At 73.5% G+C, this 23,315-nt stretch carries 20 protein-coding genes; 13 read left to right on the top strand and 7 right to left on the bottom strand.

Annotated features, from left to right (window positions below):
- Nucleotides 1-8 precede the first annotated feature (8 nt).
- Nucleotides 9-392: a DUF8819 family protein gene (locus AC2XR2_RS20550; RefSeq protein WP_330266078.1), complete on the top strand. Its 384-nt coding sequence runs from the start codon at nt 9-11 to the stop codon at nt 390-392.
- Complete coding sequence (locus AC2XR2_RS20545; protein ID WP_330266079.1) at nt 389-649, top strand: DUF4031 domain-containing protein; 261 nt, start codon at nt 389-391, stop codon at nt 647-649. The genes AC2XR2_RS20550 and AC2XR2_RS20545 overlap by 4 nt, the downstream gene beginning before the upstream one ends.
- A gap of 37 nt (nt 650-686) precedes the next feature.
- Here the strand turns inward: AC2XR2_RS20545 and AC2XR2_RS20540 are convergent, their stop codons facing one another.
- Nucleotides 687-1,799 carry a GNAT family N-acetyltransferase gene (locus tag AC2XR2_RS20540; protein ID WP_491515940.1) on the bottom strand — a complete coding sequence of 371 codons (1,113 nt, stop codon included), beginning with the start codon at nt 1,797-1,799 and terminating at the stop codon, nt 687-689.
- A 26-nt stretch (nt 1,800-1,825) separates the two neighbouring features.
- Entirely contained in the window at nt 1,826-2,467 is a 642-nt protein-coding gene (locus AC2XR2_RS20535; protein ID WP_491515939.1) for an HD domain-containing protein, read from the bottom strand.
- 43 nt (nt 2,468-2,510) lie between these two features.
- Between AC2XR2_RS20535 and AC2XR2_RS20530 the strand changes: the two genes are divergently transcribed.
- Nucleotides 2,511-3,185, top strand: coding sequence for a maleylpyruvate isomerase family mycothiol-dependent enzyme (locus tag AC2XR2_RS20530; protein WP_381299687.1), 675 nt, complete (start codon nt 2,511-2,513; stop codon nt 3,183-3,185).
- A 104-nt stretch (nt 3,186-3,289) separates the two neighbouring features.
- Nucleotides 3,290-3,982 carry a copper homeostasis protein CutC gene (locus AC2XR2_RS20525; RefSeq protein WP_449349124.1) on the top strand — a complete coding sequence of 231 codons (693 nt, stop codon included), beginning with the start codon at nt 3,290-3,292 and terminating at the stop codon, nt 3,980-3,982.
- On the opposite strand, the gene AC2XR2_RS20520 is transcribed toward AC2XR2_RS20525, so the two are convergent.
- Nucleotides 3,979-4,533 (bottom strand): LppU/SCO3897 family protein, encoded by a 555-nt coding sequence (locus AC2XR2_RS20520; RefSeq protein WP_491515938.1) that lies wholly within the window; start codon nt 4,531-4,533, stop codon nt 3,979-3,981. The two genes, AC2XR2_RS20525 and AC2XR2_RS20520, sit on opposite strands and share 4 nt — an antisense overlap.
- A 421-nt stretch (nt 4,534-4,954) precedes the next feature.
- Nucleotides 4,955-7,018 (bottom strand): HelD family protein, encoded by a 2,064-nt coding sequence (locus tag AC2XR2_RS20515; protein WP_491515937.1) that lies wholly within the window; start codon nt 7,016-7,018, stop codon nt 4,955-4,957.
- Between the two features lie 267 nt (nt 7,019-7,285).
- Between AC2XR2_RS20515 and AC2XR2_RS20510 the strand changes: the two genes are divergently transcribed.
- Nucleotides 7,286-7,468 (top strand): hypothetical protein, encoded by a 183-nt coding sequence (locus AC2XR2_RS20510; RefSeq protein ID WP_330266086.1) that lies wholly within the window; start codon nt 7,286-7,288, stop codon nt 7,466-7,468.
- 17 nt (nt 7,469-7,485) lie between these two features.
- Here AC2XR2_RS20510 and AC2XR2_RS20505 read toward each other — a convergent pair whose 3' ends face one another.
- On the bottom strand, nt 7,486-9,129 hold the full coding sequence (locus tag AC2XR2_RS20505; protein ID WP_330266087.1) for a DNA repair helicase XPB: 1,644 nt from the start codon (nt 9,127-9,129) through the stop codon (nt 7,486-7,488).
- 185 nt (nt 9,130-9,314) lie between these two features.
- Here AC2XR2_RS20505 and fxsA point away from each other — a divergent pair, with 185 nt between their 5' ends.
- The 6 genes from fxsA (at nt 9,315) to AC2XR2_RS20475 (ending at nt 17,994) form a co-directional block, all read left to right on the top strand.
- Nucleotides 9,315-9,482, top strand: coding sequence for an FxSxx-COOH cyclophane-containing RiPP peptide (gene fxsA / locus AC2XR2_RS20500; RefSeq protein ID WP_491515936.1), 168 nt, complete (start codon nt 9,315-9,317; stop codon nt 9,480-9,482).
- A 143-nt stretch (nt 9,483-9,625) separates the two neighbouring features.
- The gene (gene fsxC, locus AC2XR2_RS20495) at nt 9,626-10,978 is read left to right on the top strand and encodes an FxsC protein (protein ID WP_381299682.1); all 1,353 of its coding nucleotides are present in this window, start codon (nt 9,626-9,628) and stop codon (nt 10,976-10,978) included.
- A complete protein-coding gene (fxsT, locus tag AC2XR2_RS20490) occupies nt 10,968-14,990 on the top strand; it encodes an FxSxx-COOH system tetratricopeptide repeat protein (RefSeq protein WP_381299681.1) in 4,023 nt (1,340 codons plus the stop codon). The genes fsxC and fxsT overlap by 11 nt, the downstream gene beginning before the upstream one ends.
- Nucleotides 14,991-15,095: 105 nt before the next feature.
- Entirely contained in the window at nt 15,096-16,301 is a 1,206-nt protein-coding gene (locus tag AC2XR2_RS20485) for an FxsB family cyclophane-forming radical SAM/SPASM peptide maturase (RefSeq protein ID WP_491515935.1), read from the top strand.
- 46 nt (nt 16,302-16,347) lie between these two features.
- Nucleotides 16,348-17,415 carry an aKG-HExxH-type peptide beta-hydroxylase gene (locus AC2XR2_RS20480; RefSeq protein WP_491515934.1) on the top strand — a complete coding sequence of 356 codons (1,068 nt, stop codon included), beginning with the start codon at nt 16,348-16,350 and terminating at the stop codon, nt 17,413-17,415.
- A 45-nt stretch (nt 17,416-17,460) separates the two neighbouring features.
- Nucleotides 17,461-17,994: a hypothetical protein gene (locus AC2XR2_RS20475; protein ID WP_491515933.1), complete on the top strand. Its 534-nt coding sequence runs from the start codon at nt 17,461-17,463 to the stop codon at nt 17,992-17,994.
- An 83-nt stretch (nt 17,995-18,077) separates the two neighbouring features.
- Here the strand turns inward: AC2XR2_RS20475 and AC2XR2_RS20470 are convergent, their stop codons facing one another.
- Nucleotides 18,078-20,606 (bottom strand): helicase-associated domain-containing protein, encoded by a 2,529-nt coding sequence (locus AC2XR2_RS20470; RefSeq protein WP_491515932.1) that lies wholly within the window; start codon nt 20,604-20,606, stop codon nt 18,078-18,080.
- A 157-nt stretch (nt 20,607-20,763) separates the two neighbouring features.
- Here AC2XR2_RS20470 and AC2XR2_RS20465 point away from each other — a divergent pair, with 157 nt between their 5' ends.
- Nucleotides 20,764-21,798 carry a hypothetical protein gene (locus AC2XR2_RS20465; RefSeq protein WP_491515931.1) on the top strand — a complete coding sequence of 345 codons (1,035 nt, stop codon included), beginning with the start codon at nt 20,764-20,766 and terminating at the stop codon, nt 21,796-21,798.
- A 570-nt stretch (nt 21,799-22,368) separates the two neighbouring features.
- On the top strand, nt 22,369-23,019 hold the full coding sequence (locus AC2XR2_RS20460; RefSeq protein WP_330266096.1) for an HAD family hydrolase: 651 nt from the start codon (nt 22,369-22,371) through the stop codon (nt 23,017-23,019).
- Here AC2XR2_RS20460 and AC2XR2_RS20455 read toward each other — a convergent pair.
- A complete protein-coding gene (locus tag AC2XR2_RS20455) occupies nt 22,986-23,246 on the bottom strand; it encodes a hypothetical protein (protein ID WP_123761537.1) in 261 nt (86 codons plus the stop codon). The genes AC2XR2_RS20460 and AC2XR2_RS20455 overlap by 34 nt on opposite strands.
- Nucleotides 23,247-23,315: the final 69 nt, after the last annotated feature.

Here is a 23,315-nt window from a genome sequence, read left to right as displayed (position 1 = left end):
ATGGGTGCATGGAGTCCATCGGTCCACTTGAGCAGACCCTGCACACCGCCCGCGCCCTCGTCCTCGCCGACCTGGCCGCGAGCGAGGTCGCCGCGGCGGACGTGGTGTCGATGGTCGAGGACTCCGTCGTCCAGCGGCGCTGGTGGGTGGAACAGTGGCCCGAGGGCGCGGACTTCGTGGCGGGCCTGGTCGCCCAGGACGTCCAGGACGCGCTCCTGGAGCGCTACGGCCGCTGGCCCCTGTGCCCGGTCTGCGGCTCCGGCGACCCGCACGCCCTGGAGGTCGAACCGGAACTCGGCGCCGACCCGCACTGGGTGTGCCACAAGGCGGGCGTGAAGGTCGCGGCGATCGGCTCGCTCGGCACCGCCATGGGCGGGAGCCGCTCCTCGTGACCGTCTACATCGACCCACCGACCTGGCCGGGCCACGGCCGCCTGTGGTCCCACCTGGTCAGCGACACCTCCTTCGAGGAACTCCATGCGTTCGCCGAGCAGTTGGGCGTCCCGAGGCGCGCCTTCGAACGCGACCACTACGACATCCCGTCGCACCGGTACGCCGACGTGGTGGCGGCCGGTGCGGTCGAGGTCAGCAGCCGGGACGTGGTGCGGCTGCTCAACGGGGCGGGGTTGCGGCGGCCGAAGGGGCGCTAGTCGGGTCGGCCGGTCAGGACGTACAGGCCAAGGGGCGTCAGGCGGTTCGCCCGGTCAGGACGTACAGGCGAAGGCCGGTCTCCGTCTCGCCGTACGCCTGCTCCTCCGCCACGCTCGCCCGGACGAAGCCCGCCCGGGCGATCACCCGCTGCGAGGCCGCGTTGTCGGGCTCGATGGTGGCGCACAGGCTGTGGACGTCGTCGCGGGCCAGCGCCCAGTCGCTCAGGACGCGCAGGGCCTCCGTGGCGTAGCCCTGGCCGCGGGCGGAGGGGGCCAGGTCGTAGCCGACCTCGGCGCGGCCGTCCTCGTCGGGGGCGCCGTGGAAGCCCATGCCGCCGATCGCCCGGCCGTCCTCGCGCCGTACGAGGACGAAGAGGCCGAACTCCGGGCGGTGGACGCCCGCTTCGTACGCCTTGAGGGTCATGCCGGCGGCCTCGCGGGTGCCCTCGAAGGGGCCGTCCTCGACCCACGCGAAGCCGCCGTCGCCCCCGGCGGCCAGCTCGGCGGCGGCGGCCGGGGTGACACCCTGGAGGGTGAGGCGTTCGGCGGGCAGGACGAGGTTGTTGCTCCAGCGCCACCCGGTGCGCGGTGCGCGGCCCGGCAGGTCGCCGCGGCCGGTGGCCCACAGGAGGGTGCGCCAGGCGTCGGGGCCCGGCTGCACCTCGGGGAAGATCCGGGTGAGGACGTACTCGGGGAGGTGTGCGGAGGGCTCGTAGTCGAGGTCCAGGCCCTGCGCGATGTCGTACGTGTGCAACAGGACCTCGGCGACGCCCATCGCGGCGAAGCCCTCTCGGTTCGCGCTGCGGAAGGGGTAGGGGTGGAAGGCGCGGGTCTCACGGGGGGTGCTGCGGAGCGTCGCCGCGAACAGCGTGCCGCCCGTCTCGATCACCTGGAGGGCGCCCTCCGCGTCGGTGCCCTCCTCCAGGAAGATCTCGAAGGGGACGTACGCCTCCTGCGCCCGGCCCGCCAACTGCCCGGCGTACGCGATGAGATCGCTCGCGATGTGTTCGGCCGTCTTCAGGCAGCTCCACTCCACCCGGCCGGCCGGGACCTGGGCCCAGTCCCGGTCCGTCGCCGTCCGCAGCGCCGCCACCGCGCCCGCGACGGCCTCCGCCACCCGTTCCCCACCCACGACCCCTGTGTCTGCCATGCGGGCAGGCTATGGCCCCGGGGGCCTCAGAGCGACAGCATTTCCAGCTCCGAGGTGAGGTTGTAGCGGGCCGTCGCCTCCCATTCCCGTGCGCCGTACGGCGTCCTGAACAGCCGGGGCAGGTCGAGCAGCTGACGCAGGACCGCGGACCGGCCCTCCCGGAAGGCGTCGGTGGGCACGAAGCCGTACTCCTCGCGTACGGCGGCCGTGTAGGCGGCGTACCCGGAGGGCGGCGCGGCGAGGATCGCGAGGTCGGCGTCGCACAGGACCTGGCCGTTGCGGTCGTCGTCGGCGGGGGCGTGGGTGGTGGTGAGGCGGACCAGACGGGCCACTTCGGCCGTTCCGTCGTCCGGGACACCGGCCTCGGGGAGGGCGCGTTCGGCGAGGCGGGCGGAGCGGTCCTCGTTCTCCGAGCGGTCCGGGAGGTAGACGGCGTCGTGGAACCAGGCGGCGAGGCGGACCAGGTGGGGGTCGTCCGCGTACTCCTCCAGTACGTCGACGTGGTCCAGGACCGCCGTGAGGTGAGCGAGCGTGTGGTACTTGCGCTGCGGCTCCTGCCAGCGGTCGAGGAGATGGTCGGCGTACGGCAGCGGGTCGGGGCCGCCGGTGCCCCTCGCTCCGTCCAGAGCGGCGGCGAAACGGGCGCGGAGGTCGTCGAGATCGGCCATGGCCTCATTGTCCCCCCGGCCGACCCCCTGGCAGGTTGGCCCCATGACTGCTGACGACGTACGAGACCCTTCGCTGCCCGGCCGTCTCCTGGCCACCGAACGCGACGCCCTGATCCCCCTCCTGCGCTCCCGCCCGGACGCCGACTTCGCGCTGCCGACGCGGGGGTGTCCGGGGTGGAGCGTGCGGGACGTGCTCGCGCACTGTTCGTCGGCGCTGATCCGGGTGGTGGAGGGCCGGTTCGAGAAGGGGGTGTTCTCACCGGAGTCGAACGACCGGGACATCGCCGAGCGCGCCGACTGGACCCACCAGCAGGTCGTGGACGAACTGGAGCGCGGAATGACGGAGGCCGGTCCGGTGATCGCCGGGGCGGGCGGGGTCCTGGACATCATCGCGCTGGGGGAGTGGGTGCACGCGGGGGACGTACGCGAGGTGCTCGGGGAGCCGGGCGCGTACGAGGGTGCCGGGCTGCCCGACGCGCTGGCCCTCCTCGCCCGCGCGACCCGGGAACGCGGCCACCTCCCCCTCCACGCCGACCTCGACGACCTGGACGAACCGCTCCGGCTCGGTGACGCGGCCGGTGACCGCACTCCGGCGCGGTACATCGGGGACGCGGCGACACTCGTACGGCTGTACTCGGGGCGTCCGGTGGAGGGGCGGGCGTACGAGCTCGCGGGGGTGGAGGCGAAGGAGCTGAACATCTTCGCCGGGATCGCCTGAGACGCACTGGCGAGGGGACCCCGGTCGCGGCGTATTCTTGAATTGGACTAGACCTGTATGGACTAGACCTGTAGCCGCCCAAGGCCGTCGACGAATGGGGTCCCATGAGCAAGCGTGCACTCCTGGAGGTGATCGCCCTCGACGTCGAGGACGCGGTCGCCGCCCAGGCCGGAGGCGCGGACCGGCTGGAACTGGTGACCGACATGGCCGCGGACGGACTGACGCCGACGGTCGCGACGGTCACCGGGATCCGGGGGGCGGTGGACATCCCGGTGCGGGCGATGCTGCGGCTGTCCGACGGGTTCGGTGCCGGGGAGGTCGCGCGGGTGGTCCGTGCGGCACGGGAGCTGCGGGACGCCGGTGCCGAGGAGTTCGTGCTGGGGTTCCTGGACACGGCGGGCGAGGTCGATCTGAGGGCCGTGGAGCAGGTCGTCGGGGTCCTGGACGGGTGCCGCTGGACCTTCCACCGGGCGATCGACCACGCCGCCGACCGGGACGCGCTGCGCAAGCAACTGGCGGACCTTCCGGGGCTGGACACCTACCTCACCGCGGGCTCGGCGGCCGGGGTGGACGAAGGGCTCCCCGTGCTGCTCGCGGAGGCGGCGAGGGCCGGGGAGCCGGGGTACGAGCAGCGGTTGCTGGTCGGGGGCGGGCTGCGGCTCGAGCATGTGCCGCGGCTCCGTGCGGCGGGGGTCGACGCGTTCCACATCGGCGGGGCGGCGAGGCCGCGCGGGTGGGAGGTGCCGGTCTCGGCGGAGGCGGTACGGGAGTGGCGGCGGGCGGTGGACGGAGGCTAGCCCTTCATGGGCCGCAGGCACAGGGACATGTCGGCGTGCTCGCTGTACTCCGGGTAGGCGACGTAGGCCCCGGCCGGACAGGTGCCATTCACCGGGGCGGCGACCCGGAGCTGCGCGTCGGCGGAGTCGCAGGACTCCGGGTGGAGGTCCTGTTCCGGCCAGGTCGCGTCGTTGCGGGCGCACGAGCCGGCCGTGAGCGTCGGGTGGCCGGCACTGTCACCGGCCCCGGTCACCAGGCCGACGAGCAGCAGCGCCGTGAACGCGAACACCGCCAGGCCCAGCAGACCCACCGGGATCAGCGCCAGGATGCCCGCCGGGCGCCTGAACACCGGCTTGCCGGGGTCCAGGGGCGGCCGGAACCCGGGCGCGACCGGCTCCGGGATCCGTCGGATGCCGGACAGGGCGCTCAGGTTGGACAGCAGGGTGAACGGCGTGATCAGCACGGAGAGCGGGCCCCACCAGCCCAGCACCATCGTGTCCGACTGCATGTCCCGGAAGCTCGCCAGCGCGCAGCTCCGGCAGAACACCCCCTCGCGCTTCAGGAACCGCATGACCACCAACATCCCCTGATGCCCCCGAACCGTCACGGGAGCAGCGGGCACGGCCCCACAGATCTGACAGGGGGCCGACCCGGGGGGTTGCTGGTACGGCTGCGGGTGGGGCGCGGGGGCGGGGGGTTGTGGGTACGGCCCGGGGGTGGGCGCCTGCTGGTAGGGCCCCGGCGTCGGTGTGCGCGGGAACGCCCCTGGGGCGGGTGCCTGTTGATGCCCGTCCGGCGTCGGCGCCTGTGGGTACACCCTCGCATCCGGCGCCTGCGGGTACGCCCCCGCATCCGGTGCCGGATATGTCCCCGGCGTCGGCTGATATGCGGGGTGCGAGGGCGGTGGCGTGGTCAACAGGGGGCCTTTCAGGGGGAGTCGCGGGACTCGGACTGAGGGGGGGCAGGGGAACATCGCGGAGCGGATCCGCACCCTACCCGGCCAGTGCCGCGGGCAACGGGGCCGAGTGCGTCACGATCAGCCCCGACACCGCTCGGGTCAGAGCCACGTACAGCCGCCGCAGCCCGGTCCGTTCGTCCGGTTCGCTGTCCACCACCGCCTGGGGCTCGTCCAGGACGACGTAGTCGTACTCCAGGCCCTTGGCGAGCGAGGCCGGGACCAGGGTCAGTCGGGTCTCGGCCGTGGTCTCCTCACCGGGGGCGAGGTACGGGATGCCGGCCGCCGTCAGCGCGTCCGCCAGCTCCGGGACACGGGCGTCGGCGGCGATCAGACCCGTCGAGCCCTCGTTGCGCAGCAACTCCTCGCACGCGGCGACCACTTCACCCGTGCCGGAGGTCTCGCGCAGGTCGAAGAAGCCCGGGTTCTCACGGACCGACGCGACCGGCGTCAGGCCCGGCGCGATGTGCGGGAGGAGCCGGGAGGCGTACGTGATCACGTCGGTCGGCACGCGGAAACCCGCCGTCAGCTCCTCGATCACGCCGTCCGACTTGCCGAGGTGGGCCAGCGCCTCGTCCCAACTCCGGGTCGCCCAGGGCGTGGTGCCCTGCGCGAGGTCGCCCAGGACGGTCGCCGAACCGGTCGAGCAGCGGCGGCCGACCGCGCGGTACTGCATCGGGGAGAGGTCCTGCGCCTCGTCCAGCACCACATGCCCCAGCGAGTGCGTGCGCTCCACGATGTCCCTCGCCTCGTCGATCAACACCGCGTCCGCGGCGGACCACTTGGCCGACTTCACCGAGCGCACCGGCTTCGCCCACAGGATCGTCTTCCGCTCGTCCTCGTCGAGGACGCCCTCCGCGTGCTCGGCGAGGAAGTCCGCGTCCGTGAGCAGGCGCAGGACGAGCCTGGCCGGGTCGACGGGCGGCCAGATCGCCTTCACCGCCGCCTTCACCGCGGAGTTGCGGGCCACCGCGTCTTGCACCCGGTCGTCCGGCGCCTCCCCGGACCGCTCCATCTGCACCAGCACGGCGTGCGCGATCCGCTGCGGAAGGGCCTCGCGGGCGGCGCCGTAGCGGATGCCCCGGTCCAGCAGCTCCCGCACGATCTCCTCGATCTCGTACGCCGGCACCCGCCAGCGGCGCGACCCGCGCACCACCATCACCGGCTCGGTGGGCATGGTGACGTGGGAGTGGACGGCCCGCTTGAGCACCTCCGCCATCCGCGCGTCGCCCTTGAGGACCGCGGCGGGCGCGTCGTCGGTGCCGCGCACCTCGATGCTCTTCGCGACGAGGTCGTCGACGGTCGCCTGCTGGACGCTCAACTCGCCCAGCGCGGGCAGCACTTGCTCGATGTAGTGCAGGAAGGACCGGTTCGGTCCGATCACGAGGGTGCCGGTGCGGGCCAGCCGCTCGCGGTGGGCGTAGAGGAGATAGGCGACCCGGTGCAGGCCGACGGCGGTCTTCCCGGTGCCGGGGCCGCCCTGCACGCAGACCGTGCCGCCGAGACCGGACCGTACGATCTCGTCCTGCTCGGGCTGGATGGTCGCCACGATGTCGCGCATCGGACCGACGCGCGGGCGCTCGATCTCCTGCTGGAGCAGCTTGCTGGTCTGTGCCGCCTCGGCCGGGTCGGAGAGGTGCTCGTCCTCGTACGCGGTGATGTCGCCGCGGGTGTAGCCGAAGCGGCGGCGCAGCCCGACATCCATCGGGTCCTTCTTGGACGCCCGGTAGAACGGCTGCGAGACCGGCGCCCGCCAGTCGATGACCATCGGGTCGCCGTCGTGGTCGTGGACGTGCCGGCGCCCGATGTAGAAGCGCTCGCCCTCCGCGCCCTCCGCCTGCTCGGCGCCGGGGGCGTGCAGGTAGTCGAGGCGGCCGAAGAAGAGGGGGGTGTCGGTGAGGTCGGCCAGCGCCTTGATGCGCTCCTCGATCTGGCGGGCCAGGACCTCGGCGTTGACCCAGTTCGCGGTGACGTCCTTGATGTCCAGCGACTCGACGTCCTCGCGCATCGCGCGCAGGGCGGCGCGGGACGCGGCGAGGTGGGAGCGTTCGCGGGCGAGGGGGTCGTCGGTCGCGGGCACGGGTGTGGACGGCCTGGACAAGGGGGTGCCTCCGAAGGTGCTGCGGGCCGCGTGGTGGGATGCCGACCGGTTTCCGTCCGGGCGGCGGCACTCCGTGAGGGAGGCGGGCAAGAGCGGAGATTCTAGAGGGGCGGGGTGAGAGAGGGCCAACGGATTTCTCCGGCCCCCTAAGGGATCGCCCCTCCTCCTGGTGGGGGTGGCTCCACCCGCGGGCGGTACTCAGGTAGCACGAGAAGTGGCTACCTGGGACCGATGCCCCCTTTATGCCTGGTCGGCCACCATGGAGACATGAGTGCAGCGACCTTCACCCCAGCCCCCGGTCGCCCGTCCGGCGCGACCCCCGTATCGGGTGGCCACACCACCCACCGTCTCGGCGACGCCCTGCGCGCCGTCCGCGTCTTCGCCGGCGCCGCCTTCGACGTCGTCATACTCGGCGAGTACGGCCAGGAAGCCGGCGTCCGCCGCCGGTAGCCGCGGCCGACCGCCGGTCAGCTCTCCGCGAGCAGCTCGTCCGCGTCCACGATCCGGTAGGCGTACCCCTGCTCCGCCAGGAACCGCTGGCGGTGCGCGGCGAAGTCCTGGTCGATGGTGTCCCTCGCCACCACCGAGTAGAAGTGCGCCTGATGCCCGTCCGCCTTGGGACGCAGCACCCGCCCCAGCCGCTGCGCCTCCTCCTGCCGTGACCCGAACGTGCCCGAGACCTGGATGGCGACGGTCGCCTCCGGCAGGTCGATGGAGAAGTTCGCCACCTTCGACACCACCAGCACGCTGATCTCGCCCTCCCGGAAGGCGTCGAAGAGCTTCTCGCGCTGGGCGTTGGAGGTCTCGCCCTTGATCACGGGGGCGTTCAGATGCTCACCGAGTTCGTCGAGCTGGTCGATGTACTGGCCGATGACGAGGATCTGCTGCCCGGCGAAGCGCTTCACGATCGCCTCGGTGACCTTCCGCTTGGTCGCGGTGGTGGCGCAGAAGCGGTACTTCTCCTCCTGCTCGGCGGTGGCGTAGGCGAGCCGCTCGGAGTCCGTCAGGTTCACCCGGACCTCGACACAGTCGGCGGGCGCGATGTAGCCCTGCGCCTCGATCTCCTTCCAGGGCGCGTCGAACCGCTTGGGTCCGATGAGCGAGAAGACGTCCGACTCCCGGCCGTCCTCGCGCACCAGGGTCGCGGTCAGGCCGAGCCTGCGGCGGGCCTGGAGGTCGGCGGTGAACTTGAAGACGGGCGCGGGCAGCAGGTGCACCTCGTCGTAGACGATGAGCCCCCAGTCCCGGGAGTCGAACAGCTCCAGGTGCGGGTAGACGCCCTTCCGCCGGGTCGTCAGCACCTGGTAGGTGGCGATGGTGACGGGCCGGATCTCCTTCTTCGTCCCGCTGTACTCGCCGATCTCCTCCTCGGTGAGCGAGGTCCGCTTCACCAGCTCGTGCTTCCACTGCCGGGCCGAGACGGTGTTGGTGACGAGGATGAGGGTGGTCGACTTGGCCTGCGCCATGGACCCGGCGCCGACGAGGGTCTTCCCCGCGCCACAGGGCAGGACGACCACGCCGCTCCCGCCGTGCCAGAAGTTCTCCACCGCCTGCTTCTGGTAGGGCCGCAGCGCCCACCCGTCCTCGGCCAGCTCGATCGGGTGCGCCTCGCCGTCCACGTACCCGGCGAGGTCCTCGGCGGGCCAGCCCAGCTTCAGCAGGGTCTGCTTGATCTGCCCGCGCTCGGAGGGGTGCACGACCACGGTGTCGGGGTCGAGCCGCGCCCCGACCAGCGGGGTGATCCGCTTCGAGCGCAGGATCTCCTCGAGGACCGGCCGGTCGGTGGTGGTGAGCACCAGCCCGTGCGCCGGGTGCTTGCTCAGCGTCAGGCGCCCGTAGCGGTCCATCGTCTCGGCGACGTCGACGAGCAGCGCGTGCGGCACCGGGTACCGGCTGTACTGCACGAGCGCGTCCACCACCTGCTCGGCGTCGTGCCCCGCGGCGCGCGCGTTCCACAGCCCGAGGGGCGTCACCCGGTAGGTGTGGATGTGCTCCGGCGCCCGCTCCAGCTCCGCGAACGGCGCGATGGCCCGCCGGCACTCGTCGGCCTGCTCGTGGTCCACCTCGAGCAGCAGCGTCTTGTCGGACTGGACGATGAGAGGACCGTTCACCTACGTACACATCCCTTCCGGACGGCCAAACGTCCAGTGTGCCCCATCGGGCGGGAGGCGGGTGCCGGACGGCCTGTGGCGCCTGGAATCAGGCGGCTCGCTGGCTATAGGGTGTGGCAGGTTTCGCGTGCACACTTCTGCCAAAGCACGCGTGTGTGCGAAGGATGCCGATGGACGCTAGCGCCGTGATCGACTCATGCCTGCTCGATGTCACGGAGCTGAGCACGGAAGCGCTGGACAAGCTGCTCGAAAAGCGGCCCGGCATGGCGCTGGACGCGGCGCTGCGGCGCGTGGTCGACGAGGCGGTCAACCCGGTGGGCGTGCCGTACGCCGCCTTCGACTCCTCCATCTGAGCACGTCCTGCCCCCTCCCCACCTCCTCGGACAGTTGTCCGAAGCCGACAGCTTGAGGCGTCATCGCGCTGGGTATGACCCGGACGTGCTCCGACGTACAGGTGGTATGCCGGCAGGCCGGCCAGGGAGTATCGGGGGACGCCTTGGTTCAGGAGCCGTACTTCTTCCTCAGCTATGCGCGGAAGGACAACCCTGACGAGTTCGTCAAGCGGTTCTACGACGATCTCGTACGGGAGCTTCGCCGGATCGGCGCCGATCCCGCGGCCCAGCCGCCGTTCCGGGACGTCGAAGGGCTCGGCCTGGGCTCGGACTGGGCCCGGGTGCTCGGTGCCGCGGTCGGGCACTGCCGCGCCTTTGTCGCGCTGTACTCCCCGGCCTACCTGAACAGCGAGTACTGCGGCAAGGAGTGGACGGCCTTCCGGGAGCGGCTGAACGAGTACCGCCGGGAGACCGAGATCGACGTCCCCGCTCTGGTCCCGGTGCTGTGGGCGCCCATGGAGGGCGAGCTGCCGGACGAGATCGCCCGCTTCCAGTACCACGAGGGCGGCATGGGCGAGGAGTACACCAGCCAGGGCCTCATGCAGCTCCTGCGCACCGACCCGAAGGGCGCGGCGTACGCCAGGGTCGTGGCGAAGGTCGCCGCCCGGGTGCGGATCGCCGCCGACCGGTTCCGGCTGCCGTTCACGCCCGACCTCGACCTCGGCGAGGTGCGCGGGCTGTTCCCGGTGGCCGAGCACCAACGGGCCGCCGAACCCGGCACCGGGCACGTCCAGGTCTTCGTGGCCGCGGGGGTGGTGAACGCGTTACCGGAAGGACGGCACCGGCCGGAGTACTACGGGCGGTCACCGCGGGAGTGGACGCCGTACCACCCGCCCAAGCACCCCTCCGTCGCCGTCCGCGCCCAGAAGGTGATCGGGGAGGAGGGCTACACCAGCAACGTCGAGGTCGTCGACGCCGAGCTGAGCAGCCGCCTGGACGAGACCATGGTGAACAACCAGACGAGCATCCTCCTCGTCGACCCCTGGGCCGTGCGCAGCCAGACCTACCGGGACGCCCTCGCCGACTACGACCGCCAGAACCGCCCGGCCACCGGCGTGCTCGTGCCCTGTCACGACTCCGACGAGGAGTCCGGCGGCGACGCGGCGATCTGGCAGGACCTCAGCAGCGTGCTGTGGCGCAACTGGCGCCGGCAGAACGACCCGCACGACCCCCTGTTCCGGGTGCGGGTCAACGCGGACGAGTTCGAGGACCGGCTCGCCGTGATGCTGACCGTGGCGCAGAACCGGCTGATGGAGATGGAGAGCACCACCCCCTACCGGCTCCCCACGGGCCCCACCCCGCCCCCGATGGGTGAACTGACCATCCCGGGCCCGGCCGAACCGCCCGCCCCCGAGGCCACCGGCCCCCCGCTGTCGTTCCCCTTCCTCGGTACCACCGTCACCCCCCACTGGGACGCCCCGCCGCGCGTTGCGAAGGACTCAGACGATGACCAGTAGCCCCACCGCCCCGGGCAAGATCGTCACGTTCTACTCGTACAAGGGCGGCACCGGGCGCACGATGGCGCTCGCCAACGTCGGCTGGATCCTCGCCAGCAGCGGCCACCGGGTGCTGTTGGTCGACTGGGACCTGGAGGCCCCGGGTCTGCACCGCTATCTGCACCCGCTGCTGGTCGACCCCGAACTGCGCTCGTCCCCCGGCCTGATCAACATGGTGCAGGCCTATGTGCGTACGGTCCTCAGCCCCGAGGCACCCCCGGTCCGCGAGACCGCCGGCGTTCCCCAGCAGCGTTCCGCGGCGACCTCCGCCGCCGAGTCCGACGGCTGGCTGCGGGCCGCCGCGGACCTGACGCCGTACACCGTGGGACTGCTCCTGGAACTGCCCTCCGGCGGCCGACTGGACTTCCTGCCCGCCGGCCGCCAGACGGCGGCCTACTCGGCCGCCGTCACCAGCTTCAACTGGCACAGCTTCTACGACCGGCACGGCGGCGGGCACTTCCTCCAGGCGCTGCGCGAGGAGATGATCTCCCACTACGACTATGTGCTGATCGACAGCCGGACGGGCGTCAGCGACACCTCCGGCATCTGCACCATCGTCCTGCCCGACATCCTCATCGACTGCTTCACCATGAGCGTCCAGAGCATCAGCGGCGGCGTGGACGCCGCGGCCGCCGTCCAGCGCTCCGCGCCCCGCCCCATCAGGGTGCTGCCGGTGCCCATGCGGGTCGAGGAGGCCGAGACCGAACGGCTGGAAGCCGGACGGGACTTCTCCCGCGCCGAGTTCGCGCCCTACCTGGCCTGGCTGCCGGAAGCGGACCACAGCCGCTACTGGGGCGAGATAGAGATCCCCTACAAGGCCTTCTACGCCTACGAGGAGATCCCCGCCACCGTCGCCGACCGGCCCCACCAGGAGCGCTCGCTGCTCACCGCGTTCGAGCGGCTCACCGAGTGGATCTCGGAGGGCCGGGTGCGTCGGCTCGCCCCGCTGCCCGCCGACCGGCGGGCCGAACTGCGCACCGCGTACCTGCGGACCCCCCGTGCCCTGCCCACCCAGATCTACATCAGCTACGCCCCGCTGGGCCGGATCTGGGCGGAGTGGGCGGCGGAGGCCCTGGAGGCGGTCGGCTACCAGGTCTCGCTGCACAGCACCGTCGCCCCGGAGAGCGGAATCCTGCCCGAGGTGTCCGGCACCCTGAACGGCCAGGGCCGGGTACTGGCGCTGCTGTCCCCGGAGTACGCGGCGCAGTCGCGGGCCGCCACGGTCCGGCTCCAGCTGACCGGGCACGAGACGGTCGGCGGACCCGGCCTGGTCGCCGTCCGCGTCCAGGAACTCGATCCCGCGGCCGTGGAGCCCTACCTCGACAGCGTGATCGCCGACCTCAGCCGCTGCGGCCCCACCGAGGCGGTCGACCAGCTCCTCGCCGTCCTCGGGCCGCCGCCGGGCCGGCACCTCCCGGACGGCACCACCTCGGTCACCGTCTCGGGCCTGCCCGGCTTTCCCGGCTCGATCCCCGCGGCCCAGCGCCTGCCCTCCCGCAACCTCTCCTTCACCGGCCGGGGTTCGCTGCTGGAACGGCTGCGTGATCACTTCACCGCCGGCCCCACCGCCGCCGTGCCCAGCCAGGTGCTGTACGGGCTCGGTGGCATGGGCAAGACCCAGACCGCGCTGGAGTACGCGCACCGCTACAAGTCGGCGTACGACGTGGTCTGGTGGATGAACGCCGCCCAGCCCGGCCTGATCCGCTCCGCCCTCGCGGACCTCGCCCCCTACCTCGACCTGGAGGAAGGGGAGGACGTGGGCAGCACCGCGGAGGCCGTGCTGCGCGCCCTCGGACAGGGACGGCCCTTCGAACGCTGGCTGCTGGTGTACGACAACGCCGGCAGCCCCACGGAACTGGAGGGCCTCCTCCCCGAGGGGCCGCCCGGCGGGCATGTGCTGGTCACCTCCAGGGACCGGGCCTGGGTCAACAGCGCCGGCCGGGCCGAGGTGGAGGTGTTCACCCGCGCGGAGAGCGTGGAGCTGCTGCACAGGTTCAGTCCGTCGCTGTCCGCCGAGGACGCGGAGCAGATCGCCCACGAACTCGGCGACCTGCCCCTCGCGGTGGGACAGACCGCGACCTGGCTGAGCGAGAGCAACATGCCGGTCGACCGCTACCTCGCCCAACTCCGGGACCGGCCCGCCGACACCCTCGAACACACCCAGCTGCCGCCCCGGGAGTACCCCACCTCCGCGGCCCGCACCTGGCAGATCTCGGTGGACGACCTGCGCCGCCGCGACCGGGCCGCGGCCGAGATGCTGGAGATCTGCTCCTTCTTCGGCCCCGACCCCATCCCCATGCGGCTGCTCTACGGCCGGGCCGTCACCCGGGCCCTGACCATGGACGCCGACGAGCCCCGCGACGAGATGGCCGTCGCCCAGCTGCTGCGTCTGCTCAACCGGTACGGGCTGGCCCGCAGCGACCAGGGCAGCGAGACCCTCACCGTGCACCGGCTGGTCCAGGCCGTCATCCGGGACGGGGTCGGCGCGTCCCGCTGGGCGGAACTGCGCGGGGTGGTGCACGCCGCGCTCGCGGACGCCAACCCGGGCAACCCGGAGTCCACCGCCGACTGGGACGAGTACGACGAACTCCTTCCGCACCTGGAACCCTCGCGCGCGGCCGCCGACCCCAACCCCGAGGTACGCAAGCTGATCATCGACTCGGTGCGCTACCTGTGGAAGCGCAGCCTCTACAGCACGGCCCACGACCTCGCCGAACGCACCCTGCAACGCTGGCGCCGGCCCGACTTCCCGGGCGGCGGCCTCGACGACACGCACACCCTCCTGCTGCGCACCCAGCTCGGCAACGTGCTGCGCTCGCTCGGCCGGCTGAGGGAGGCGTACAAGGTCGACCGGGAAGTGCTGGAGAGGTTCACCGCCATCCGGGGAGCGGAGTACCCGGCCACCCTGGCCGCGGCCGGCAACGTCGGCGCCGACCTCCGGGCCCTCGGCGACTACCAGCGGGCCCGCGAGCTGGACCGCAGCACCTATGACGTGGCGCTCCGCGAGTTCGGCGAGGACCATCAGCGGACCCTGATGTACGCCAACAACCTCGGCATGTCCGAGTACCTCGCGGGCGACCGCCGGGCCGCCCTGAACCTGCACCGGACGGCCTACGAACGGCAGCGGCAGAACCAGGGCAGCATGAAGCCGCGCACGCTGAACCTTGCCAACAACTACGCCCGCGACCTGCGGGAGACCGGGGAGCTCCAGCAGGCCCTGACCCTGCTGGAGACGACCACCCGCCTCTACCAGCAACTGCTCGGCGACGGGCACAGCGACACCCTGCGGGCCCGCAAGAACCTCGCCGTGGCGCTGCGCCGGGACGGCCGCTACGCCGAGGCCCGTGACATCGACCAGGACATCTACAACCGCTACCTCCAGGCGCACGGCCCCGACCACTACGACACCCTCGCCGTCGCGTGCAGCCTCGCCGGCGACCTCGCCGCGCTCGGCGACACCGCGCACGCGCTGGAGGACTACGCCCAGCGGGCCCTCGGCCGCTACAAGGACTACCTCGGCGAGGAACACCCCGTCACCCTGGTCTGCGCCAACAACATGTCCGTGTACCTGAGGCTGCTGGGCCGCACCGAGGAGTCGCTCGCGCTGTCCGGGCGCACGGTCGAGCATCTGCGCACGGCGCTCGGCGAGACCCACCCCTACACGTACAGCTGCATGCTCAACCACGCCAACGACCTGGTCGCGGTGGGCCGGGTCCAGGAGGCCGCCGACATGGAGGCGAGCGCCCGCCAGGGGCTGCTGGGGTCCCTCGGTCCCGACCACTACGACGTCATCGGTAGCGCCTCCAACCTCTCGCTGAGCCTGCGTGCCCTGGGCCGCGAGGCGGAGGCGGACGCGCTGCGCGAGGACGCCCTGGCCCGCGCCAAACGCACCCTGGGGGACGACCACCCGACGACGCTCGCGATCGCCCGCGGTGTCCGCCTGGACTCCGACATCGAGCCACCGACCATTTGAGCCGCGGCCCTTGTGAGCCACCGCCCCTGTGAGACGCCGGACGGCACAGGAGCCGTCCGGCTGCCCACGAGCCCCGTAGCTGACGGGTTGTAGGATGCCGCCACCATGGTGCCCTTCCGGCAGTTCCTGCTGAAGATCCACAGCCGCTGCAATCTCGCGTGCGACTACTGCTACGTCTACGAGTCGGTGGACCAGAGCTGGCGCGACCGCCCCCGGACCATGGCTCCCGGCGCCGTGCGCCGCGCGGCCGCACTCATCGCCGAGCACGCCCGGGACCACGCCCTGAGCGAGGTCCGTGTCGTGCTGCACGGCGGTGAACCGCTCCTGGTGGGGGCCCAGCGGCTGGACGCCGTGCTGCGCGAACTCACCGGCGCCCTCGACGGCGTGGCGCGGCTGCGGCTCGACCTCCAGACCAACGGCCTGCGGCTCGTCGAGGACCCGGCGCTGCTGCCGGTTCTGGCCCGTCACGGGGTGCGCGTGGGGGTCAGCCTCGACGGCACCCCCACCACCCACGACCGGCATCGCCGGCGACCCGACGGCCGCGGCAGCCACGCCGATGTCGCCCGGGCGCTCCGCCTCCTGGACGGGCCCCACCGCGCCCTGTACGCCGGTGTGCTGTGCACCATCGACCTGGACGCCGACCCGGTGGAGACCTACGAGGCGCTGCTGGAGTTCGCGCCGCCCCGGCTGGACCTGCTCCTGCCGCACGCCACCTGGCAGACCCCGCCGCCCGGACTGGCCGACCGCACCACCCCGCCCCGGACGGCACCGGGAGCACTCCCCGCGGAGCGGGTGCCGTACGCGCGATGGCTGTGCGCGGTGTTCGACCGCTGGTACGACGCCCCGCGCCGGGAGACCGGGATCCGGCTCTTCGAGGAGATCCTGGTGCTGCTGCTCGGCGGCACCGCCAGCAGCGAGACCGTCGGACTGACCCCCGTCGACCTCGTGGTCGTCGAGACCGACGGCACCATCGAGCAGGCCGACTCCCTCAAGGTGGCCTATCCCGGAGCACCCTCCACCGGTCTGGACGTCTACCGCCACACCTTCGCCGACGCCGCCCGCCAGGAGGCCTTCCAGGTGCGTCAGCGCGGGCGGGCCGGGCTCGGTCCCGTCTGCGCGGCCTGCCCCCGCTCGACGGTGTGCGGAGGCGGCCTGTACGCCCACCGCTACCACCCCGGGGCCATGCCGACCCCCTTCGCCGCCCCGTCCGTCTACTGCCCGGACCTCGCCGTGCTCGTCGACCACATCGCCGGCCGCGTGCGCGACGACATGACGGCACTGCGCACCGCCGCGCAGCCGGCCCCGCGCTGACACCGGCGTCCCACGGCCGCCCCGACCCGTGAGGAGCAAGCCCTCCGTGCCCGCCCCGCCCCCCGACACCCTCCCCACGCACTCCGTCGCCCCGGACACCTTCGACGCCGTCGCCCGGGCCCGGGGCGGCGCCGCGGCCGTCGCCGAGCTGCGGCGCGGCCAGCTCAGCAAACGCCTGCTGCTGACGGTGGCCGTACGCCGGTCCCTGCCCGAGGACACCGGCTTCGCCGCGTCCGCACGGCGGCTCGACCAGATGCGCCGCGAGAACCCCGGCCGCTGGCAGGAGACGATCCTCCACCCCTACCTGGACGAGGGACTGGCCCGTGCGCTGGCCGAACAGGCTCGTGGCGGCCGTCCCGACCTCGCCTGGTTCGACGAACTGGTCCACGGCGGCCCGGCCGCGCTCTCCGGACCGCGACTGCTGACCAGCGCGTGCGACGGCGCCGTACTGCGTCTGCGGCTGGCCGACCGCGGCCCCCACCGGAGCGTGCACGGTCACCGGCCCGCCGACCCGCAGACCGGCGAGGAGGTGGACCACTGGCAGCGGCTGCTGGACGGCGCCTGGCGGGTCCTGGTCCGCCGCCATCCCTGGCACGCCGAGGCCGTCGCCGCCTGTCTGACCACCCTGGTGCCGCTGCGTCCCGCGCCCGGCGGCACGTCGGTGAGCTCCGCGGCCCGCCGGGCCTACGGCGCCGTCGCCCTGTCCCCGCCCGGCGACCCGGTGCTCCTCGCACTCACCCTGGTCCACGAGTTCCTGCACATCCAGCTCGGCGCCCTGCTCGACCTGGTCCCGCTGCACGGCCCGGTGTCATCGGCCCGCTACCACGCGCCCTGGCGCCCCGACCCCCGCCCGCTGGACGCCCTCCTCCAGGGCACCTACGCCCACCTGGGCGTGTGCGACTTCTGGCACACCGAGCGCACCACCGCACCGGCCGATCCCCGGTCCGAACGGGAGTACGCCATCTGGTACGGGTACACCCGCGGCGCCGTCGACACCCTCCTCGGCAGCGGCGAACTCCTCCCGGTGGGACGCCGCTTCACCGAGGAGATGCGCCGGGCTCTCACCTCGCCGGGGGAGCGGCGGGGCAACCAAGAGCACCTTCCACCTGTCTGAACAGGCGGAGCCGGCGTGGTGCGCGTCGGCGGTGAGGAGCTCCGGGTGACTTCCGTACGAGTCTGGGGACCTGGTGTCGGGGCGGTGGCGGTCCTCGTGGCGAGCGGTGTCTGGGCCATGCGGCCGGTCGAGGTCGAAGGGCGGCTGTGGGACGAGGTGCGCCCCGCGATCGAGGCGCGGCTCGTGGAGCAGGTGCGCGGGAGCGGGGCCGGGGAGCCGGAGGGCGCGCGGTGGTTCTGCCGGGCGCGGGCCGTGGACCTCGTCGAGCGGGACGGTCTCGTGCGGGCCGGGGTCAGCACGGTGTGCGCGGAGTACGGGGTGCGCTCGGGGGGCCTGGTGGAGTGCGCCGGGGCCGAGGTGCCGCAGGTGATGCGGCTGCGGCGGGAGGCCGACGGCGACTACCGGGTCGTGTCCCAGGAGGTGCCGCCCGACGGCGAGGGCAACGCGCAGTGGCTGACGTCCCGCTTCGGCCGAGCCACCGCGGCCTCCCTGGACGACACCGTCCCGACCACCACCCTGGAAGCAGCCGCCCGCACCCACTTCGGCCTGCCGGCCGACGCTCCGGTCGGCACGTGCTGATCCCGTCGGCGGCCGGCTCAGGAGGCCGGCTCAGGCGGTCGGCTCCTGCTGAGCTCAGGCGCAGCCGCCGCTGATACGCCCCCTCACTCCTCCGCCAACTCCGCCACCCCCGTCACCCGGTGCAGCGGATACGTCCGGACCTCGTCCGCCGTGTGGTCGTAGGCCGTCACGAAGCCGCCCTCCACCCGGATGGGGGCGATGACCCGCTGGCTGGCCGAGCCCTCGGCGTTGACATAGCCGATCCAGAGGGCCTCGCCGGTGAGGACGGCGGCCTGCATGGTGGCGAGGGTCTCGGCGGAGCTGGTGCGGGGGAGTTCGCCGGCGGCGAGCGGGGGCTGGTCGGTCGGTTTGCGGGGGGCGGTGGAGGCGAGGTCGCCCGCCCGGACCGCCCGGATCGCGGCGGCGAGGAGCGTCGCGTCGGGGACCGGGGGACCGTCCGGGACCGGCTCGGGGGCAGTGCGCGGCGGGGTGCGGTGGGCGTGCGCGCGGGTGATCAGGACGTCGCCCTCGGCGGACTCGGCGGCCGGGGCGAAGCCCATCGCGCGCAGGCCCTCGAGGAGCGAGGCCGGGTCGGCCTGGGCGGCCAGCACCGTCGGGGCGAGACGGCGCAGGCGCAGCCCGGCGGCGCGTTTGTCGGCGAGGATCTCGTTGAGCAGGGCGTCGTCGTCGCAGCGGACGTACGCCGAGGCCGCGCCGACCCGCAGGTGGCCGTGCCGTCGGGCCACGTCGTCGATCAGATACGTCAGCGGCTGCGGGACCGGTGTCCGGGAGTGCGCGGCGAGGAAGGCGTGCAGGTCGGAGGCGGACTGCCCGGCGTCCAGGGCGCGGCGCACCGACCCCGGCGTGAAGCGGTACACCGTCGCCCCGCCCTTCGACTCCACGTCCGCCAGGACGTCCAGCACGTCGGCCAGCGGCCGCCGCAGCGGACCGGGGGCCACCGCCGTCAGGTCGGCCTGGAGCAGGACGTGGTCGAGGGGCTCGGGCAGCAGCGGGGCGAGCAGCCGGGCCGCCGTGGCGGAGGCGGTGGCCAGCTCGGCGGCGGAGAGGGGCTCGGGGACGGCGGCGGGGCGGTGATGCACGGGGAGCTTGTCCCCGGGACCCCGCGGCTCCGGGGTCCTCGCGTCGGTGTCCGGCGTCCGCGGCGCGGCCGCGCCCAGCAGCGCCCGCCCGTGCCCCGACAGCGCCCCCCGCCCGGTCACCCCCAGCAGCTCCGCCTCCTTCAGCGTCCACTCGGCGAGCCGCGAGCGCAGGTCCTCCTCCCGGCGCTGCGGCCGCTCCCAGCGCAGCCGGGCGAGCACGGACTCGGCCGACGGCGAGGCCCCCTCCGGCAGTCCCGCCAGCAGCGTCAGCACCCGGTGCCGTACCTCCGGGGCCGCGCCGCGGTCCAGTCCCGGGCCCAGCGCCGACAGGGTGCGGTCCTTCGCGTCCCGCCCGCCCACCAGCCCCGGGGTCCGGGTGGCCGTCAGCCAGGCCTCCGCCAGCCGCGCCCAGCGCTGGGCGGGCGGCTGCTCCAGCCACTCGTCGTGGGCCGGGGTCGCCGCGTACCGCTCGTCGGCCTCGCCGTCGGAGGCCACCAGGCCCGCCGCGTACGCCAGCTCGACCCAGAAGGCCGCGACCGGCTCCGAGACGTCCAGCGCGACCGCCGTGCGCTTGAGGTCGCGCACGCTCAGACCGCCCGCCCGCAGGACCGCGGGCCCGCCCTCGTCCCAGTCCTTCAGCAGCTCCTCGACGGTCGCGAGCGCGGTGTACGCCTGCCCGGCCGCCGTCGCGTCCACAACCTGTGGACGGTGCGTGGTCGCGGGCTCCACGGCCGGCGGCAGCGGCTCCACCGCGCGGTGGGCCCGCCCGCCCCGCAGGTGCAGGGCAACCTCCCGCGGCAGTACGACCGTCCCGGGCGCCGTCGGCACCAGCAGCCCCAGGTCCAGCAGGCGGCGCAGATGGGACGCCGGGTCGGCGGTGACCTGGCCGTACGGCGGCCCCCAGACCAGCCGGGACAGCACCTCCCGTGACTCCTCCGGGAGCCCGGCGAGCAGCGCCGACATCCGCTTCCGGTCCGTGAACAGGGCCGTCAGCGACGCCACCGCCGACACCGCGTCGTGCGTCGAGCCGAGCCCCGCCGCCGTCACGATGTCCTGGATGCGGCCCGGCGACATCCCGGCCGTGGCCTCCTGCACGGTCGGCCCGAGCCCGGTCGGCGAGGGATGCTGCGGCGACGGCGCGAGCAGCTCACGGGCGGTGCGGACCAGCCGGAGCCGGTCGTCGTCGCCCCAGACCAGGGCCTGCTCCCGCAGGGTGCCGAGCGCGCGGGGCAGCGCCGCCGAGACGGCCGGGTCGCCCGCGTCACCGGTCAGCAGCCGCTCCAGTTCGCCGTACGGCGCCGGGTCCGCCGCCACCGCCAGCGCCTCCGCCGTCCGCAGCGCGAACAGGTCCAGCCGCTCCAGCGCCCGCACCACCGACGCCCGTGTCCCGGCCCGGGTGGCGAGCTGGGTGAGGTCGGTCGGCACGGGGGTGATGAGGTCGGGGCGGGCACGCAGAAGCGCGGCCAGGGAGTCGTCGTCCCTGGCCCGGAGCGCTTCCGCGAGGGAGCGCGGCGGTACGGCCGGGTTGCTCATCCGACCAACGGTAGCGGGTGCCCGGGCCGGGCAGGGGCGCCCGCCGGGGCGGACCGGATATCGCTGACCTGCGGTCCCCCGCACGGGCCTGTCGCACCCGACCTGCGCTAGTTTCGTCCCACGGGGTATCCAACGCACCCGCCCCGGAGGGGACTTCGTGGGTATCGAGAGCGACCAGGTCGTCTACGAGTATCTGAGCCGCGTCGGCGACGTGGCCCAGCAGCGGCAGTTGCCGTCGTCGACCCGTATGCGGCTGGTCTCCGAGCTGCGCAACGAGATCGACCGGCGGCGCGCCAAGGCACCGGTGGACTCGCCCGCCGCCGTCCGCCGGATCATCGCCCGACTGGGCAGCCCCGACGAGGTGGTGACCGCCGCGGGCGGATCCGCGGCCGGCGCCCCGCAGGCGCCGGTCGTCTCCATGCCCGTGCAGCGGGACCGGGATGCGCAGGAGGACGACGGGGAGCGGCGGACGGGGCTGCGCAAGATGGTGCCCCGTCCGCGTCCCGCCGACTCGCCGCCCCCCGACCCGGCCGTCTCCCACGGTCCCCACTCGGCCGGCCTGGACGAACTCGGTGACCCCGCGACGCAGCCCGACTGGTGGCGGGTGGACGACAGCCCCTTCGGTGTCGGCGACAGCGTGCCGGGCTTCGTGGGCGGGGTGGAGATCCCGGAGCTGCTGAAGCCTCCGCCGCCGAAGGAGGAGAAGAAGCCCGAGCCGGTTGTCGAGCAGCCCGCGGCGCAGGTGCCCGCCCCGAAGACCCGCACGGCCTGGTGGCGGCCCCGCACGAAGGCCGTGGAGCCGGTGGTCGAGGCCGTCCCGGTCCGGCGCCGCCTGTTCGGCGCCTCGGGAGCGGGAAGCTGGAGCAACCCCCTGCTCCTGCTCGCCGCCGCCCTCCTCGTCGCCGGTGCTGTGCTCGGCAACCTGCTCGTCCTGATCGTGGGCTGGCTCATCGCCTGGGCCTCCCGCCGCCTCACCGACGAGGAGACGAAGTGGGCGGTCGTGATCCTGCCCGGCCTCTCCCTCACCGCGGGCGTGGTCTGGCTGTGGGGCCGCAACGAGGGCCGCTGGGGCGAGCCCATCGCCCAGGGCCACATGAACGACGCGATCGCCGAGACCTGGCCCTGGGTGGTGCGAGGCGCGGCCGTGGCCTCGGCCCTGTTCCTGGTGTGGCGCTCCCAGCGGCACCGGTAGCCGCGACGCCACCACGCTGACCCACGCAGGACCGCTACCGAGGCCCCTACCGCGGCAGCGGCGGCGTCAGGCCGCCGGAAGGCGCTGCCCCACGGTCGTACCGCCGCAGCCCGCGTGAGGGTCCGGAAGGCTGTCGCCGGGTCACCACCGCGGCAGCGGCCACGTCGGACCGCAGGAGATCGGCCGCCCCGCGGGGGTACTGCTGCAGCCCGCGTGAGGTTCCGGAAGGCCGCTGCCGGGAGTCCTGCCGCGGCAGCGGCCGCGTCAGGCCGCAGGAGATCGGCCGCCCCGCGGGGGTACTGCCGCAGCCCGCGTGAGGTTCCGGAAGGCCGCTGCCGGGAGCCCTACCGCGGCAGCGGCCGCGTCGGGCCGCAGGAGTTCGCCGCTCCGCGGGGGTACTGCCGCAGCCCGCGTGAGGGCCCAGGAGTCCGCTGCCGGGAGCCCTACCGCGGCAGCGGCCCCGCCGGGCCGCCGGAAGGCGCTGCCCCACGGTCGTATCGCCGTGGCGGCCGGCCCAGGGCGTCGGAAATCGCTGTCCGGCCGTTCTGTCGCCCGGGCACAATGGCCCATATGGCCTCTACAAGCATCCCCGCCCCCGGTCCCACCGTCGGCTTCGATCTCGACATGACGCTCATAGACTCCCGCCCCGGCATCCACGCCTGCTGGGTGGAGCTGTCCGAGCGGACGGGGACGTACGTCGACGCCGACCTGGTGGTCACGCGGCTCGGGCCGCCGCTGGCCGAGGAGATGGCGTACTGGTTCCCGGCCGAGCAGATCCCGGAGATGGCGGACCTCTACCGCGAGCTGTACCCGGCGTACGCGATCACCGGCACCCTGGCGATGCCCGGCGCCCGCGAGGCCGTCGACGCCGTACAGGCGGCCGGCGGGCGGGCGATCGTCGTGACCGCCAAGTGGCAGCCCAACGCCGAGCTGCACATGGAGCACCTGGGCCTCGCGCCGGACGCGGTGATCGGCAACCTGTGGGCCGAGCAGAAGGGCGAGGCGCTGCGCGAGCACGGCGCGAGCGTGTACGTCGGCGACCACACCGGCGATGTGCGCGGGGCGCGGATCGCGAAGGCGCTGTCGGTCGCGGTGGCCACCGGGCCGTGCAGCGCCGAGGAACTGACCGAGGCGGGCGCGGAAGTCGTCCTCGGTGATCTCACGGAGTTCCCGGGTTGGTTTTCGGACTACCGTGCGGACTGCCTTCCGGCCCGCGCCTGACGCCTTCCGGCCGCGACCGATTGCAGCACGCCCGCCCCGGCCACCACGAAACCGACGGCCATGAGCATGCTCAATCCGAACATGTACGTCGGAAAAGGCGTCGTTCCGAGCAGGAACGGGGCCACGGTGACCAGAGTGGCCACCGCACCGATGAAGAAGACGACAGCTCCGGTACGGATCAATCGGTCACCGGGAGCGGCGGAATTCGTTTGGGTTTTGTCACGCACCGGACCAGGGTAGTTCCCTGCGCGAAGGAACAACCGGGCGACGTCTTGTCACCGGCCTGAAGACCATTA

The sequence above is a fragment of the Streptomyces sp. LS-MS-L19 genome (assembly GCF_058382285.1).
Note: the sequence above shows the minus strand (reverse complement) of the source record. Positions and strands in the feature narration are given on the sequence as shown.

Coding starts and splice junctions, on each gene's coding strand:
- AC2XR2_RS20550 (WP_330266078.1), top strand. CDS start 9: ATGGAGTCCATCGGTCCACTTGAGCAGACCCTGCACACCGCCCGCGCC.
- AC2XR2_RS20540 (WP_491515940.1), bottom strand. CDS start 1,799: ATGGCAGACACAGGGGTCGTGGGTGGGGAACGGGTGGCGGAGGCCGTC.
- AC2XR2_RS20535 (WP_491515939.1), bottom strand. CDS start 2,467: ATGGCCGATCTCGACGACCTCCGCGCCCGTTTCGCCGCCGCTCTGGAC.
- AC2XR2_RS20530 (WP_381299687.1), top strand. CDS start 2,511: ATGACTGCTGACGACGTACGAGACCCTTCGCTGCCCGGCCGTCTCCTG.
- AC2XR2_RS20525 (WP_449349124.1), top strand. CDS start 3,290: ATGAGCAAGCGTGCACTCCTGGAGGTGATCGCCCTCGACGTCGAGGAC.
- AC2XR2_RS20520 (WP_491515938.1), bottom strand. CDS start 4,533: ATGCGGTTCCTGAAGCGCGAGGGGGTGTTCTGCCGGAGCTGCGCGCTG.
- AC2XR2_RS20510 (WP_330266086.1), top strand. CDS start 7,286: ATGAGTGCAGCGACCTTCACCCCAGCCCCCGGTCGCCCGTCCGGCGCG.
- fxsT (WP_381299681.1), top strand. CDS start 10,968: ATGACCAGTAGCCCCACCGCCCCGGGCAAGATCGTCACGTTCTACTCG.
- AC2XR2_RS20485 (WP_491515935.1), top strand. CDS start 15,096: ATGGTGCCCTTCCGGCAGTTCCTGCTGAAGATCCACAGCCGCTGCAAT.
- AC2XR2_RS20470 (WP_491515932.1), bottom strand. CDS start 20,606: ATGAGCAACCCGGCCGTACCGCCGCGCTCCCTCGCGGAAGCGCTCCGG.
- AC2XR2_RS20460 (WP_330266096.1), top strand. CDS start 22,369: ATGGCCTCTACAAGCATCCCCGCCCCCGGTCCCACCGTCGGCTTCGAT.